Origin of the sequence: Streptomyces lancefieldiae (genome assembly GCF_031845825.1) — a bacterium.
Taxonomy (GTDB): Bacteria; Actinomycetota; Actinomycetes; order Streptomycetales; family Streptomycetaceae; genus Streptomyces; species Streptomyces lancefieldiae.
In genome coordinates this window covers 1-12,461 of sequence record NZ_JAVRFH010000096.1, presented here as the reverse complement: position 1 = coordinate 12,461, position 12,461 = coordinate 1, and the positions used below count along the sequence as shown (strand labels likewise).

The window sequence follows — 12,461 nt, the reverse complement described above, 5'->3', positions numbered from 1 at the left end:
TGAAGGACGTCGACGGCAAGGAGCGGCCGATGTGGCGCACCCGCTGGTGGGTGCCCGACGGCCGCCACAGCGACCAGCCGCACCCCCCGCTGCTGCTCGTCTTCAACCGGATCGGCCCGCGCAACCCCGACACCGTCATCGCGCAGCTGGCCGAGCTGACCCAGCGGCACTGGAAGGGCACCTGGTACGAGGACTGCTTCCACATGTACGACGGCAAGCTGCCCATCGTCGTCACCAGCATGAAGCACCTCAAGGAGCACGGCCCGGCCGGAGCGGTCTTCCGGCGCTTCGGCCGACCGCACCACCAGACCCTCCTCGAGGCGATCGGCAACCCACGCCGCGAAGCCCACGACGCCCGCAAGCAAACCGAGTACACCGCCCGCCACCGGGAGCACCAGGAGCAGCTGCGCCGCATCGCCGCACAGCACAAGGCCGGGCGAGAGGCCAACCGTCCCGTGTGCGCCGACTGCGGCACCCGGTTCACCGACGAACGGTGGAAGCCCCGATCAGCTGTCCGCCCACAAGGACATCAGATGTCCAGACAGAAGGACGCGGCCGTGTCCGTGGACAGCTACGGCTGCTCGGTTGCCGCTGGAAGGTTGTGCCATGCATGTCCGCAGGCGCCCTTGCAGTACGTCTCGCGGCGGCGAGCGTCAGCAACGGCAAACACGGAAACGAGGACGCGGAACGCCTTGACGTGTTCGGCGGAGGGCAGGCCCGCGAACCCGTAGCGGGGCGGGTCCATGCAGATCATTACCGAGGGGTTAGCCGTGGCCTTCACGCCGGACCGCGCCACCCCCGCACGGCCGTCCGCAGCTGTAATGTGCGCCTGCATCGCATAGCCAGCGACGTCCTGCAGAACCATCTGCTGGCGTGTCGGGGCGAGGCCTGAGAACCAGCTCACACCAGCGTCCAACGTGCGAAGCCCCTGGGCGATCTCGTTGACGACCCGCTCCATCTCGCGCCGGGAGGTGCGGCCGTCGTCGCTGCTCGGTTTGGTCATCGCTTGATGATTTCACGACGCCGGTTCTCCAGGGCCCCGGCCATCGTTGCTGGCACCAACCGACTGGGGAACAAAGAGCGGACTGGCCGATTTTGACAGAACTCCATCATCGGCACAGCTGAGCCGTAGATGCCGGCCTGGAAGTAGTCACCCAACGTGACTACTCGCTTGGCGCACTGGGCAAGAACCAATACTGCCCATCGCCAGTAGCACTGGACGCACCAGCTCACCCCCCATTCTGCATCGCACGGTACCGGCTGACGGCGAGAGCGCCCAGCGTCCCGGTCCCCGGGAGCCCCGCAGCCCGGTCAAGCTGCGGTGATGTGTTTGCGTGATCGCCAGATTACGCAAACGCCAGCCAACTCCACATTTTGGCACCCGGGTTCACTCGAGCATCTCGGGATGTAATCGGTCACCTCTGGAACAGGAATTCGATATGTTGCCGAAGTGGAGGTGGGTAAACCTTCTGGCCTGCAGGTATTTGGCTGCTTGGGTATGCGTGGTGCACAACCGGGTGTACATGTGGGAGAGTGGAGGGGGCGGCGCTGCGTCCTGACGGCGCCCGGCGCCGAGCCGACCACCGAACAGTCGGGCTCGGCTATTGACCTGCTGAGTCGGCCACGGAACAGTCGAGGATCCGCCCGTCTACGGTGCCGATCAGCAGTCGCCCGGCCTCGGGGAGTGTGAGTGACAGGGGCACGACGCGTTGGCCGCCGACTTCCAGTTGCTGCTGCCACCGCACGGACCCGTCCGAGGTGCGCAGGGCCACCAGCTCGCCGGAGTTGAAGGCAACGTAGACCGTGTCATTGTCCCCGTCCAGGGCGGTGGCCGGGAAGTCGGCGGTGAACACCCAGCGCGCAGCTCCGTCCCCGAGACTTCGCCGTACGATGAAGGCGTTGCCGGGCAGCAGGCCAGCACCGTCGTGCACGGCCCCCGCGTGCACCAGGTCTCGGTTTCCCGCGGTGCCGACCTCGATACCTGGCCCACCGAAGAGGTGCCTGGCGCGCTTGGCGTCCCAGTCGAGGGGGAACAGCCTGCGCACCGAGGGCTCACCGCCTGGGCCGGCCGGATCGACGGCAACCACCCACTTGTCCCGCCATGGCTCGCGCTCCTTGCCCTGGAGGAAAAGCAGTTGCCCGCTGTGGCGGATCGGAAAGGCGTGGTTGAAGAGGTCGAATCCCCCAAGCGGCACTTGCACCTCGGGGGCTTCGTTCGCGGGGCGGATCAGGGCGGCCGATTCCGGGCGGCCCCGGTCCCAGGCCGTGGGGCGGAACGCCAGCCAACCGTCCTCGCGCGTCGTGAGCGCGACGGATGAGTCGAGGCGGAGGGAGCCGAGCAGCTTCCCGTCCGCGAGGGACACTCGGGCGACGAGCGGCGGCTCGGTCACCCGTTCCCGGCCCACCCAGCGCACTCGCCGCCGTTCCACGTTGACCCAGGCGTCGCTCTGAGCGGCCCGGACCACGAGCTGTCGCCCGCCCTCCTCGTCCGGGACACACCACTCCAGTTGCCCGTCGGGCAGCCATGCCTCGGCCAGTACACCGTCCGAGCAGGCCAGCACCCGTCCGTCCCGCAACTCCTGGACGTCCCACACCTGCCGGCGCGGCTCCCACCACGGCTGGCCGGTCAACACGGCAAGAGACTCGACGCACTGATCAGCCACGTCCTCCGCCCTGGGCCGGTCAAACTCCATCCACTGTCCGCTCAGCTCTTCCTGCCGAACGGAGCCAGGCGCGACGTCGCTCCAGTCGGCCCGCTCGATGACCGCAGCGAACCCATGTGTATGTGCCTCGTCGAAGTCGTAGTCGTCAGGCGGAGCCACCACGACCCGGAGAACCCGTTCGCTCTCCCACGCGACGTGCAGCACCTCACGTGCTCCACCTATCACCGGGGTCGAGCGTTCCGAGTCCAGATCGAGGATCAGCAGCTCACCCTCGAAGGCGTACCCCCCGTCATACGACCCGGTCCCGACGGCCACGACCGGCAGCGTCGGATGGAAGGCAAAGGAATGGACAGGCCACCGGGACTCCAGGACCCACCGGCACCTCAGGTCCCCCGTGCCATAGATTCCTACCCGGTACGGCCGCCACCGGCTCGTGGCGGTCCCGCACCCGGACCACTGCAGATACCCCAGATCGCCGCCCACGGCGACGAGGCCCCGCTCCTCGTTGATAGCCACGGCCGAGGGCGTGCCGATCTCGGCGAAGGGGCGGTCCCCGAGTATGCGACGGATGGTCAGCGAACCGGACATGTGAAGGGACCCCCAGGTAGTGGAGGATCATCCTCGCATCAGCCCCTCCCGGCGAGCCTGCGAGTGCCGAGCATCGCGACGGATGCACACGCGGTGCTCCGCTTCTGCCGCGGTATCCGCTCCGGCCGGTCGGTGCAGCCGCGTGGTCTACGTGCCGGGCAGGGTGCGGGAGGTGAGCGGCAGGTAGTAGAGGGCTGTGTCCATCTCCCGTGGGGTCCAGGTGCGGGCCGGGTCGGGGGCATGGGCCAGGAGGTGGTCGATGGCGTGGAGGTAGCGGCTGTACCGGCCTTGGGAGTGGGTGAGTGTGACGCCGAGGGAGCGTAGCGCGGTGTGCGCGCGGTGGTCGTAGACGGCCATGCGGTTGGGCGCGGCGGCGGTCAGGACGGCGGATGCCAGGGCGTCGCCGGAGACGAAGCCGGGCAGTTCGGTCAGGGCGGCCCGGCCCGCGCGGGCTGCTTCGCTGCGGCTGACGGAGGTGTCGCGCACGGCGGACACGGCAGCCGCCGTCACTCGCCGCACCTTGCTGTCCGCCACGGCCATGAGCGCGCCGGCCCAGCGGGTGTCGGCGCGCAGGCGTTTCCACAGCAGCAGCGCCCCGATGTCGGCCTTGCCGAGGCTTCCTTGACCTGGTGCAGGACCTCGTCGTAGTGGACGCTGACCGTCCGCGTGTACGCCTCACGCGCGGCTATCAGCCGCTGCCGGCCTTCACCCCTGACCACAGGTCCGGCACGGCTTGCTACTCCATTCGTCAGCTGCGGTTGTCCGGCAGGCGCGGGACCGGCCGTGGGGTGGTTGCCCAGCGGCCGGCCCTCACTGGGGTGGCTGGTGGTCAGCCGTGGTAGGTGATGTAGCCGTTGCCGTCTCGGTCGTTGGACCTCTTGGTGTAAGAGTGAACGTCGGCGCGGGCGCCGCCGGGCTTGTAGAAGTAGATGGTGTCCTTGTCGTTGTTCCAGATGAAGTTGCAGTTCTGGCGGTAGACGACGTTCTTGGCGTCGGAGTCGGTGCCCCGCCCGCCGCGCAGGGTGATGTAGTCGCCGGGCTCGAGGACGTGGCTGTTCTTGAAGGCGAACGTGTTGCCGGCGGCGTCCTTGACGGTGTAGCCCTTCAGGTTGACCTTCGCGGTCTTCGAGTAGTTCTTGATCGTCAGGTACTCGTTGTGGGTGTTGCCGCCCGAGCACTTGTTGGAGTCCCGGCCGGGGGCGTCGTACTGGACGCCCTTGATCTTCAGAGCCGAGGAGTACTCGGCGGCCTGGGCCGGGACCGTCGCGGCGAGGCCGAGTGCGGCGACGGCCGCGGTGGTCGCGGCAGCGGTCAGGGCATAGCGGATACGCATGAGGAATCCCCCCTCAGTCGTGCGAATGGAGCGCCCGGAGCCTACCGGAAGTGATCGCAGAGTGCGGACGAAGTGAAGGAAGTGTGACCACTGGTCGTCTGGCTGGAGCCGCCTGCGGAACGCCGGCCGCACATGTGAGGCGTCACTGCTGGAGAACCCTCGCCCAGCTGAATGCGAGCCTGCACAACAACCGGCGTAGCGGGGGAGGACGTCGTTGCGGGACATGGAAGCGGTCAACGACGTACACGTGTTCCAACCCGGTCTGGCCGTGGTCGGCGTCGCCGCGGCCGAGAACCAGCTGCAGATATCGCCATCAGGGTCCTGAACCAGGCTCAGGCGCGCAGACCTTCGAGTTCGTTGGCGCGGCGGTGGTCTTTGGGGCGGCCGAGGGCGCGCCGCATACGGATCAGGTCGTCCAAGGCGGCATAGCGGATGGTGAAGCCCGCTGCTGCGTGGGCGCTGACTGCCCGGGTCAGGCAGGGGGCGACGTTCATGTCACCCCAGGACAGGGCGGGTGTGCACAAGTCGCCGCTGACGTCGGCTGCCTGGTAGGGCACCTGAGGAGAGTCGAGCTCGGGCACATCTGGACAGCCTGCGGCCGTCAGGGCATCGCGCAGGGCTTGCGCCTGCTCAGGCGTGCCGTCCCACAGCAGGTCCAGGTCACCGGTCAACTCCATCGAGCCGTGCATGATCCCGGCGACCTGGCCAATGACCACCGCGTGCGAGCCGGCCCCGTACAGGCACGAAGGAAAGGGAACGGATCAAAGCCGATCGCGCCGTCCGTGCCGAAAGTACCGACCACGTCGTCGGCTTCCGCCACGCCACGCCCCGTGGCGGCACGTTCACGGGTGGCGTCCTGGACACGCATGACAGCCTGACGAAGTCGAAGAACGGCAGCCTCATCCACCAGCTCATTCAAAAGCACCGGTCTCACGGACTGCCTTCTCTTTGCTCGATGGCTGGCCGCTCCCGAGGGAATCCCTGACGGGGAGACGCGCGCTGACTGGCGCTGCGCGGTTGACGCCTTCCACCACGCCGTCACCGAGCCTGCGGCAGCGGAAGGGAAGAGCGGGATCGACGTGGAGCTGGCCGCGAAGAAGGTTGGTCCGGCAACCCGGAGGCCGAAGCTGCCTGACCGGCAGCGTGTCCCGTCGGCGCGAGCAGACGTGTCGGTCTCGTCTCAGCTCAGCGTCGGCAAGGGCTGATGTGGGTGCCGGTCTACGAGGGGCCGCTGGCAGTTCCGGGGCGGCGCGTCGACAGGACGTAGGCGCCCGGTACCTGTTCCGTAGCGGGGGCTGCGGGCAGGAGGTGGGTGGGGATCTGGTTGCCGTGGCGGCGCATGATCTGCCGCCGGGCGCGGCCGGGGGAGGGGAACGGGCGGACCTTCATCGGGCCAGCGTGGCAGACGATCACTGCGTCTGCGGCCACTGCGTCAACAGGGTGCCGCTCTCCTCGTCGGTGAGGGTGATGCGGGCGCCGTGCCGGCCGATCCAGGCGGCGAACTTGCGGCGCGCGGTCGTCTCGCTGTACCACCAGCCGTGGAGCAGCGGCCGGCCGCCGGTGGTCAGGGCGAGGTGGTAGCGGCCGGTGGTCATGCGAGCCGGATTCCGCGGGGCCGGCGGGGCTGTCTGCGGATGGCGCCCTTGGCCTCGAGCTCGCGCAGTTGGTAGTGAACGGATGAGGGGCGCAGGCTCACGGCGGCGGCGATTTCGGTGACGGTGGGGGCGTCGCCCTGGTCGGTGATGGCCAGGCGGATGCAGCGCAGGATTTCCTCCTGCCGCGGGGTGAGGTACTCGACTTTGCGCTGGACCATGCCCCTAGTAGAAATCTTGTTCGAATATTAGGGCAAACTGGAGACGTGACCGACCTGCCGCCTGACCTGCCACGACTGCGCACCCTGGAGCGGTGGCTCGCTCTGGCCCTCGACGAGGTACGGCAGGCCATCACGCTGGCGGAGCAGCGGGAGCGCGAGCGGCAGTACGCCGCCGAGAACCGGCCGCCGCCCCCGGAATGGCTGCTGGAGCAGGGCCTGAACCGGGACGCGCCCCCGGTCCAGGGCCACGTCGGCGGCTGCTGGAACGCGGGCAGGCGCAGCCGGGGCATCAGCCGCGACGACGCACTGCGGGCACTCGCCGACGGGGTCAGGGCGTGCGGGGCCTGCCGGCCGATGCGGAACTCGGCTACCTCGAGGCGTGAGGGTGACGGGCGATCGCCATGCCAGGTGATCAGGCACTACGGCTCGGCTTACGTGCGGCCGTCTTCTTCCCCGCGGTCTTCTTGGCCGCCGTCTCCTTCGCGGTCCGCTTCCTCGGCAACTCGTGCACGTCGGCGTGACCGCCGCCGCGGCCGGCTTTCGCCTTGGCGACGGACTCGTTCAGCGCGGCCATGAGGTCGACCAGCTGACCCGCCTCGGCCGCGGGCCCCGGTGCGGCCGGCGGCTCCCGGTGCTCCCGCTTCGCCTCGATCAGCTCGGCGACCGCCTCGGTGTAGGTGTCGCGGAACCCGTCTCCCTCCAGACCGTCGCGGTCATCGTGTCCATCAACGCCAGCGCGCCGTCGATCTCCTCATCCGACAGCTCTACCGGCGCCGGGGTCAGCGAAGCCGGGTCCCGGACCTCGTCCGGCCAGCGCATCGCGTGCAGGACGAGCGCCTCGCCCCTCACCCGCAACAGGCCCAGGCACTCCCGGCCCGACCAGGCGTAATGCGGCCCGGCTCCCGCACCCGGCTGTGCCACCGCCTGCGCACCCACCGGGCGGGCAAAAGCACGCGCCGGAGCATGGGCGAGCGTGACTTCATCGCGCTCATCGACGGCGTCCACCAGCTCCTCAAGGCACCCATCGTGCTGGTCTGGGACCGCCTGAACACCCACGGCCGAAAGCGGCACATCGTGACGGACACGCTCGGCCTGCTCGTGGTCGTCGCGGTCACCGCCGCGAACATCGGCGACCGGGACGCCGCGGCGGGTCTGCTGATGCGGCTGCGCCGCCTGCACCGCGACCTCACCCTCGTGTGGGCCGACGGCGGCTACACCGGCGGCCTGATCGACTGGTGCCGGGACAGACTCGCCCTGACCTTGGAGATCGTCAAGCGCACCAACGACATGACAGGGTTCGTGGTGCTGCCCAGACGCTGGGTGGCCGAGCGCACGTTCGCGTGGTTGATGCACTCCCGGCGTCTGGCCCGGGACCACGAGACGCTGCCCGCCAGCAGCGAGGCGACGATCCGGTGGTCGATGGTCACGCGGATGAGCCGGCGTCTGGCACGGCCGCGAGCTGCCGGCCGGCAGTGAACATCCCCGACGCTTCCACGAGGAGCCACCCGCGACGCCAGGCGCCTGGCCTTCGAACGCACCCCTTCCACCTTCGCCGACGTCGTCCCAAGGCCCAGCTCCGCCGCGATCTCCTTGGCCTTCACCGGTCCCTCGCCCGCGGACTGCCGCGTCTCCAGCACGCCCAGAATTCGCTGGTAGTCGGGCGCGAGCACGGTCACCGGCAGCCCTTCCCGCCAGGGCGGCACCACCGACCCCGGCACCGGTGAGGGCACCGCTTCCTGCTCCGGCTCGGTCACGGCAGTCGTCTCGGCGGCGGACACGGCCAGGGCCTCGACCAGCTCCTCCCGCGCGATCACCCACCGGTCCAGCTCGATCTCCGCAGCCTCCAACGCCTCAGCCAACCGCGCGGCTTCCTCCCGCAGGCCCTCCACCCGCACCCGGGCAGCCGCCTCCCGTTTCTCCAGCATTCCCAGCACCGACGCCACCGCGCACTCCTCGGCCATGAAGCGGACACAAGACGCCGCATGCCTCCCTCACTCCGAGCGACACCATGCCCGAACAGCGGAGATCAAAAGATCGCGTCCGGTTGAGATACGGCTTCTCATGCCACTCCAGGTCAGGGCGGGTGTGCGCCGGATCGACACGGTCGATCCGGCGAGGGGATAGACCTCCTGATCTACGGCAGGGATCCTGGTTCCGTGCCGCAGACGTCTCGTTCGTCCCAGCTGCCCTCGCGGCGAGGAGAGCTTGCAATCAGTTCTTCACCGGCGTGTTGGTGCCGTCGTAAACCTGGCCGTTGGCAGCGTCAACCCTCCACATGTCAGGTTCGGGGACCGGATCGGAGCCGGTGCCGGCTGCTTGTTCGCGCATGGCCAGGTTCACGAGCCACTCGCTGCGCCAGGCGCCGTTGCGTTTCGCGGCCTTGAGCGTGAATGCCTCGATCGTGTACTGGGCCTTGAGTTGCGCGCTGTCTACGTCAGTGGCCTGGTTGGCCCGGGCCTGGGCGACCAGGCCGTCGAGTACCGCGGCCTCAGCCTGCTCGGCGTCGAGCTTCGCCTGGGGGAGACTGACTTCTGTCGGGCCGAGGGTGACGTCCACCTGCGATATCTGTCCCGCCCTGCTGACCTGGATGTCCAGCATGCGAGGCATCAGTACATCGTTGTGCACCCACCGGTAACTGGTCATCCACCCGAGGACCGCATTCTCACCCACTGGATATGTCTTGTGCGTGAACGCACCCTTCGCCCAGGGATAGTGGTCACTCATGTATTTCTGGGCGATCTGGTACGCCTCTTGCTCAGTGGATGGCTTTCCCCCGCCTGGGACGGGGTAGCCCATGACACTGGGGCGGTCGCTGTCGACGAGGAGCACGTTCAGGTGCTCCTTGTCCGGCCAGGTCAGGCTGCCGCTGCTGAATTCCTCCGAGTGCCCTGCGTCGCGGCTGAGCAGGTTGAAGACGACTGTCGTGCACGGCGCCCCGACGCACGGTTGCTCATACACGTCGCCGAGCTTGTAGTGGTCACCGAACGCCTCCTGCACCACTGCCTCAACGGCCTGGCGCTGCTGGGAACCGGCGGCCGTGAGTCCGGTGCCGTCCACGTGGGTGAGCGCCACCATGGGGCGTGCCACGCCGGCGCCCAGGATCGCGATCACCACGGAGGTGATCAGTGACGCCGTGGCACCACCACGCCAGTTGAGTCCCCTGCGTTGAGCCAGCACGGCCGCGGCAAGGGCGAGTCCCAGCAGGCCGCCGAGGATGTTCATTTCGGCGTCGGCGCTGTCACACACACGGCCCAGGCCGTCGACTGTGGCCTGGGTGAACTCAATGGCCAGCGGTAGCACCACGACTCCGACGAGCGCGGGCAGGAATCGCCGGACAGCGAGAAGTGCGAAGAGCCCGAGTGGCACGGTCATGGCGAGATTCCACAGACCTTGCGTGGCATGGAAGGGCTCAGTGAGGTTGTGGTTGACGACGCACTGGCGGCTGGCTGTACCAGCGCCCAGGAAGGTGACGCCGAGCACTCCGGCGACAGTGGCGGTGAGCCCGCCCCACCACAGGCCGAACGGCTTCCCGAGGCGGTGGGAGAGCAGCCATGCCGCACCTCCGAGAATGAGGCCGGCCAGCGCGCAGGTGGCCAGGTAGCCGTAGTGGTTTTGGAAGATCGCGGTAAACACTGGGGTCCTTGGCCAGTCAGGGCATGGCAGGAGGGACCCCGTCGGTAGTGACGGGGCCCTCGTCACGGCTGGTCTCAGCAGTGGGCGGTCGGCGTCTGGAAGGTGCCGCCGCTGTAGTTCAGCACGCCCGTGCTGTTGTAGCACATGTAGGCACCGTTCTTGCTCCAGGACTTCTGCACCGTCTGGCCGGAGCTGATGGTGAAGTAGCCGGAGTAGGTGGTAGACCCGGACATGCTGTAGCCGAGGCGGACGCTGACGCTGGACCCGCCCGTCTTGGAGTACGTGGTGTACATCCGGGTCGGGTTGTTGTAGTCCTTCTTGTGGTACACGATCCCGTTGGACAGGCTGGTGCACCGCTCGGTGGGCAGGCCGGAGGCCGTGTAGCCCGAGGAGGAACAGTAGGCGGCGGCCGAGGCCACGGGCGCGCTGAGCATGACAGACCCGGCCGCTATGGCTCCGGCGAGAACGACAGCACTGGTCTTGCTACGCATGGGAACTCCAGTTCGATTGTGGGCATGACGGGCAGCTCCGAGTAACTGCACGGAGGCGCTGCGTACATATGACCACGCGTTGATCACGCTTGTGAAGATCTTTTAAGCCACTCTTATGTCGCACAACGAGCCAGTGCGCCACCTCAGTCCGGTCGCTCCAGGCAGGGTTCGGCGTACGACAGGCTGCACGTCGCGGAGCCTTGTAGTAACAGCTGTTACCATGCGGGTATGGCAAAGACGCAACTGGGCGCCCGCGTGGACGAGGACGTGGCGGAACTCGCCAAGAAGCGCGCCGCCGACCTGGGACTGAGCATCGGCGACTACCTTGCCCGCCTGGTGCAGGATGACGCCAGCGGCCTGCGCGCCCGCGCGGTGGACGCCGCCGCCCGCTTCCTGACCGAACACCAGGCACTCTTCGACGAAGCCGAAGACGCCCAGCACGCGTCCCGGGGAGCGCGCGCCGCCTGATGGACCTGCACATCGACGTCCCCTGGATCCTGCAGGTCGCCGAGGCCGCCGGGGTCAACGATCCGGCCCCCGACGACTATGGCGTCCCGGTCTCGGCGGTCGCCCGGCACCGGGCGGAGCTGTTCGAGCAGCCCGTCTACGACGGCCCCTACGCCAAGGCCGCCTCCCTGGTGCACACGCTGGGCCGGTGCCGCTGGCTGGAACGCTCCAACCTGGCCGTCGCCGCCGCCACCGGCGTCATGTATCTCGAGGCCGCCGGGATCACCGTCAAGCCCGCCCGCGCGGACGCCGTCGCCCTCAAGGACCTGCTCCTGGACCCGGCCTGCACCGCCGGGATGATCGCCGCTCTGTTGCGGACCTGGCCCACCACCACGTGACGCCTGAAGGCCCGGCGACACGTCTCGGGGCGCCGGGCGCAGCACCGCACGGCTTCGCGTTCACCGAGACTGGTGGGCTCATCCACTACAAGCACCCGATCATCCTGACCGTGCCCCCGCCCAACGCCGGCCCCTGGGGTGGCACGTGGCTCAGCTTCAGCAGCGCCTACGAGGACGTTAAGCTCGGTTGAGCATCTACACCAACGGCTCCTGGGGCGGCGTACAGCCCCGCAACGTCCCCGACAATGGTGACCGCCTCGGCGAGAAGCTGCCTCCTGGCACCCGCAAGGTCTTCATCGGCCACATGAAGACGGCCGCCGCGGACTCGGCGGACGACGTGCCGGCCAGCTGGCCCCTGGAGTACCTCGGCACCTGACCTGATCTACGGGTGCCCGGCTCGGCCCGTTGCGCTGCGCCGCCCACAGGTTGGCCCCGAGCCGGTATCCGCACATGTCTCTCGGGTACGCGGACGGTCCGGTGGACGGCGGAGTTCTCCAGGCGTATCTCGCGGACATCGAGGGCCCGCTGTCCTCAGACATGCACGTGGACCGCCGGGGCTTCCACCTTGATCGTGGACACCGGTTGTCATGCAGCGATGGCCAGCGTAGTTGATCTCTGTTCGAAGGCGACCGGCGCAAGGTAGCCGATTGTGGAGTGCCTGCGCTGGTGGTTGTAAAAGCCGAGCCAGCGGAAGACTGCGAGGCGGGCGGCTCGTGCGGTCGGCCAGTGTCGCCGGCGGGGAAGGATCTCCCGCTTGAGCGAGGCGAAGAACGACTCCGCGGCGGCGTTGTCCGCGGAGGTGCCGACCGCTCCCATGGACCGGAGTATCCCGGCCTGGTGGCAGGCGTCGGCGAAGGCCCGGCTGGTGTACTGGGCGAGTTCAATTGGTCGTTGCAACACCGGGCTGTGGCAGCGATCGTAGCTGTTCTTCGAAGACTTCGGCCGGCGTCCGCCAGCCCAGGATTTTACGGGGCCGGTTGTTGATCGCCGTGGCGACGGCTTCGAGGTCCGTGGACGACCAGCGGGAGAGATCGGTGCCCTTCGGGAAGTACTGACGCAGCAGTCCGTTCGTGTTCTCGTTCGTCGGTCGTTGCC

The 12,461-nt window shown here is 68.4% G+C and carries 18 protein-coding genes and 3 pseudogenes; 6 read left to right on the top strand and 15 right to left on the bottom strand.

Features of this window, described 5'->3' with window-relative positions; genetic code table 11:
- The 5 genes from RM812_RS43210 to RM812_RS38980 all read right to left on the bottom strand — a co-directional run.
- Window positions 1-241 (bottom strand): hypothetical protein (locus RM812_RS43210; RefSeq protein WP_394816590.1); only part of this gene is annotated, 241 nt, incomplete at its 3' end.
- 330 nt (window positions 242-571) lie between these two features.
- Window positions 572-958, bottom strand: coding sequence for a DUF5958 family protein (locus RM812_RS43205; protein WP_394816592.1), 387 nt, complete (start codon window positions 956-958; stop codon window positions 572-574).
- A gap of 643 nt (window positions 959-1,601) precedes the next feature.
- Window positions 1,602-2,978, bottom strand: a complete 1,377-nt coding sequence (locus RM812_RS38990; protein WP_311585217.1) for a PQQ-binding-like beta-propeller repeat protein — start codon at window positions 2,976-2,978, stop codon at window positions 1,602-1,604.
- Between the two features lie 420 nt (window positions 2,979-3,398).
- Complete coding sequence (locus RM812_RS38985; RefSeq protein WP_311585215.1) at window positions 3,399-3,761, bottom strand: hypothetical protein; 363 nt, start codon at window positions 3,759-3,761, stop codon at window positions 3,399-3,401.
- Window positions 3,762-4,080: 319 nt separating this feature from the next.
- Window positions 4,081-4,584, bottom strand: a complete 504-nt coding sequence (locus RM812_RS38980; RefSeq protein ID WP_311585213.1) for a lamin tail domain-containing protein — start codon at window positions 4,582-4,584, stop codon at window positions 4,081-4,083.
- A gap of 223 nt (window positions 4,585-4,807) precedes the next feature.
- On the opposite strand from RM812_RS38980, the gene RM812_RS43200 reads away from it, so the two are divergent.
- On the top strand, window positions 4,808-4,909 hold the full coding sequence (locus RM812_RS43200) for a DUF6207 family protein (protein ID WP_394816589.1): 102 nt from the start codon (window positions 4,808-4,810) through the stop codon (window positions 4,907-4,909).
- 7 nt (window positions 4,910-4,916) lie between these two features.
- Here RM812_RS43200 and RM812_RS38975 read toward each other — a convergent pair whose 3' ends face one another.
- The 4 genes from RM812_RS38975 to RM812_RS38960 all read right to left on the bottom strand — a co-directional run bounded on the left by RM812_RS38975 (window position 4,917) and on the right by RM812_RS38960 (window position 6,397).
- Window positions 4,917-5,273, bottom strand: coding sequence for a hypothetical protein (locus RM812_RS38975; protein ID WP_311585211.1), 357 nt, complete (start codon window positions 5,271-5,273; stop codon window positions 4,917-4,919).
- A gap of 529 nt (window positions 5,274-5,802) precedes the next feature.
- A complete protein-coding gene (locus RM812_RS38970; RefSeq protein ID WP_311585209.1) occupies window positions 5,803-5,973 on the bottom strand; it encodes a hypothetical protein in 171 nt (56 codons plus the stop codon).
- Between the two features lie 20 nt (window positions 5,974-5,993).
- A complete protein-coding gene (locus RM812_RS38965) occupies window positions 5,994-6,179 on the bottom strand; it encodes a hypothetical protein (protein ID WP_311585207.1) in 186 nt (61 codons plus the stop codon).
- Window positions 6,176-6,397: a LexA family protein gene (locus tag RM812_RS38960; RefSeq protein WP_311585206.1), complete on the bottom strand. Its 222-nt coding sequence runs from the start codon at window positions 6,395-6,397 to the stop codon at window positions 6,176-6,178. Before RM812_RS38960 ends, RM812_RS38965 begins: the two co-directional genes overlap by 4 nt.
- 45 nt (window positions 6,398-6,442) lie before the next feature.
- Here RM812_RS38960 and RM812_RS38955 point away from each other — a divergent pair.
- A pseudogene (locus RM812_RS38955) lies at window positions 6,443-6,694 on the top strand (DUF6233 domain-containing protein); the annotation flags it as partial.
- A 115-nt stretch (window positions 6,695-6,809) separates the two neighbouring features.
- Here RM812_RS38955 and RM812_RS38950 read toward each other — a convergent pair.
- Together RM812_RS38950 and RM812_RS43455 are read right to left on the bottom strand one after the other, a co-directional pair.
- Window positions 6,810-6,971, bottom strand: coding sequence for a hypothetical protein (locus RM812_RS38950; protein ID WP_311585221.1), 162 nt, complete (start codon window positions 6,969-6,971; stop codon window positions 6,810-6,812).
- 77 nt (window positions 6,972-7,048) lie between these two features.
- Window positions 7,049-7,402, bottom strand: a complete 354-nt coding sequence (locus tag RM812_RS43455) for a hypothetical protein (protein WP_449657862.1) — start codon at window positions 7,400-7,402, stop codon at window positions 7,049-7,051.
- On the opposite strand from RM812_RS43455, the pseudogene RM812_RS38940 reads away from it, so the two are divergent.
- Window positions 7,286-7,873, top strand: a pseudogene (locus RM812_RS38940) (transposase); the annotation flags it as partial. The gene RM812_RS43455 and the pseudogene RM812_RS38940 overlap by 117 nt on opposite strands.
- Window positions 7,874-8,608: 735 nt before the next feature.
- Here the strand turns inward: RM812_RS38940 and RM812_RS38935 are convergent.
- Window positions 8,609-10,030 carry a VanZ family protein gene (locus RM812_RS38935; RefSeq protein WP_311585204.1) on the bottom strand — a complete coding sequence of 474 codons (1,422 nt, stop codon included), beginning with the start codon at window positions 10,028-10,030 and terminating at the stop codon, window positions 8,609-8,611.
- Between the two features lie 74 nt (window positions 10,031-10,104).
- Window positions 10,105-10,521, bottom strand: a complete 417-nt coding sequence (locus tag RM812_RS38930) for a hypothetical protein (protein WP_311585202.1) — start codon at window positions 10,519-10,521, stop codon at window positions 10,105-10,107.
- Window positions 10,522-10,749: 228 nt separating this feature from the next.
- Between RM812_RS38930 and RM812_RS38925 the strand changes: the two genes are divergently transcribed.
- The 3 genes from RM812_RS38925 to RM812_RS38915 all read left to right on the top strand — a co-directional run bounded on the left by RM812_RS38925 (window position 10,750) and on the right by RM812_RS38915 (window position 11,742).
- Window positions 10,750-10,989 carry a hypothetical protein gene (locus RM812_RS38925; RefSeq protein ID WP_311585200.1) on the top strand — a complete coding sequence of 80 codons (240 nt, stop codon included), beginning with the start codon at window positions 10,750-10,752 and terminating at the stop codon, window positions 10,987-10,989.
- Window positions 10,989-11,366, top strand: a complete 378-nt coding sequence (locus RM812_RS38920) for a fic family toxin-antitoxin system, toxin component (protein WP_311585198.1) — start codon at window positions 10,989-10,991, stop codon at window positions 11,364-11,366. The genes RM812_RS38925 and RM812_RS38920 overlap by 1 nt, the downstream gene beginning before the upstream one ends.
- A 187-nt stretch (window positions 11,367-11,553) precedes the next feature.
- Window positions 11,554-11,742: a hypothetical protein gene (locus RM812_RS38915; protein WP_311585196.1), complete on the top strand. Its 189-nt coding sequence runs from the start codon at window positions 11,554-11,556 to the stop codon at window positions 11,740-11,742.
- 209 nt (window positions 11,743-11,951) lie between these two features.
- Here the strand turns inward: RM812_RS38915 and RM812_RS38910 are convergent.
- Window positions 11,952-12,242 (bottom strand): annotated as a pseudogene (locus tag RM812_RS38910) (integrase core domain-containing protein); the annotation flags it as partial.
- 4 nt (window positions 12,243-12,246) lie between these two features.
- The coding region (locus RM812_RS38905) for a transposase (RefSeq protein ID WP_394816588.1) at window positions 12,247-12,461 on the bottom strand (215 nt) is incomplete at its 5' end.

Excerpts from the sequence above, each read along its gene's own strand:
- RM812_RS43205 (WP_394816592.1), bottom strand. The coding sequence starts at position 958 with ATGGAGCGGGTCGTCAACGAGATCGCCCAGGGGCTTCGCACGTTGGAC.
- RM812_RS38980 (WP_311585213.1), bottom strand. The coding sequence starts at position 4,584 with ATGCGTATCCGCTATGCCCTGACCGCTGCCGCGACCACCGCGGCCGTC.
- RM812_RS43200 (WP_394816589.1), top strand. The coding sequence starts at position 4,808 with ATGGAAGCGGTCAACGACGTACACGTGTTCCAACCCGGTCTGGCCGTG.
- RM812_RS38975 (WP_311585211.1), bottom strand. The coding sequence starts at position 5,273 with ATGCACGGCTCGATGGAGTTGACCGGTGACCTGGACCTGCTGTGGGAC.
- RM812_RS38970 (WP_311585209.1), bottom strand. The coding sequence starts at position 5,973 with ATGAAGGTCCGCCCGTTCCCCTCCCCCGGCCGCGCCCGGCGGCAGATC.
- RM812_RS38965 (WP_311585207.1), bottom strand. The coding sequence starts at position 6,179 with ATGACCACCGGCCGCTACCACCTCGCCCTGACCACCGGCGGCCGGCCG.
- RM812_RS38960 (WP_311585206.1), bottom strand. The coding sequence starts at position 6,397 with ATGGTCCAGCGCAAAGTCGAGTACCTCACCCCGCGGCAGGAGGAAATC.
- RM812_RS38950 (WP_311585221.1), bottom strand. The coding sequence starts at position 6,971 with ATGGCCGCGCTGAACGAGTCCGTCGCCAAGGCGAAAGCCGGCCGCGGC.
- RM812_RS38930 (WP_311585202.1), bottom strand. The coding sequence starts at position 10,521 with ATGCGTAGCAAGACCAGTGCTGTCGTTCTCGCCGGAGCCATAGCGGCC.
- RM812_RS38925 (WP_311585200.1), top strand. The coding sequence starts at position 10,750 with ATGGCAAAGACGCAACTGGGCGCCCGCGTGGACGAGGACGTGGCGGAA.
- RM812_RS38920 (WP_311585198.1), top strand. The coding sequence starts at position 10,989 with ATGGACCTGCACATCGACGTCCCCTGGATCCTGCAGGTCGCCGAGGCC.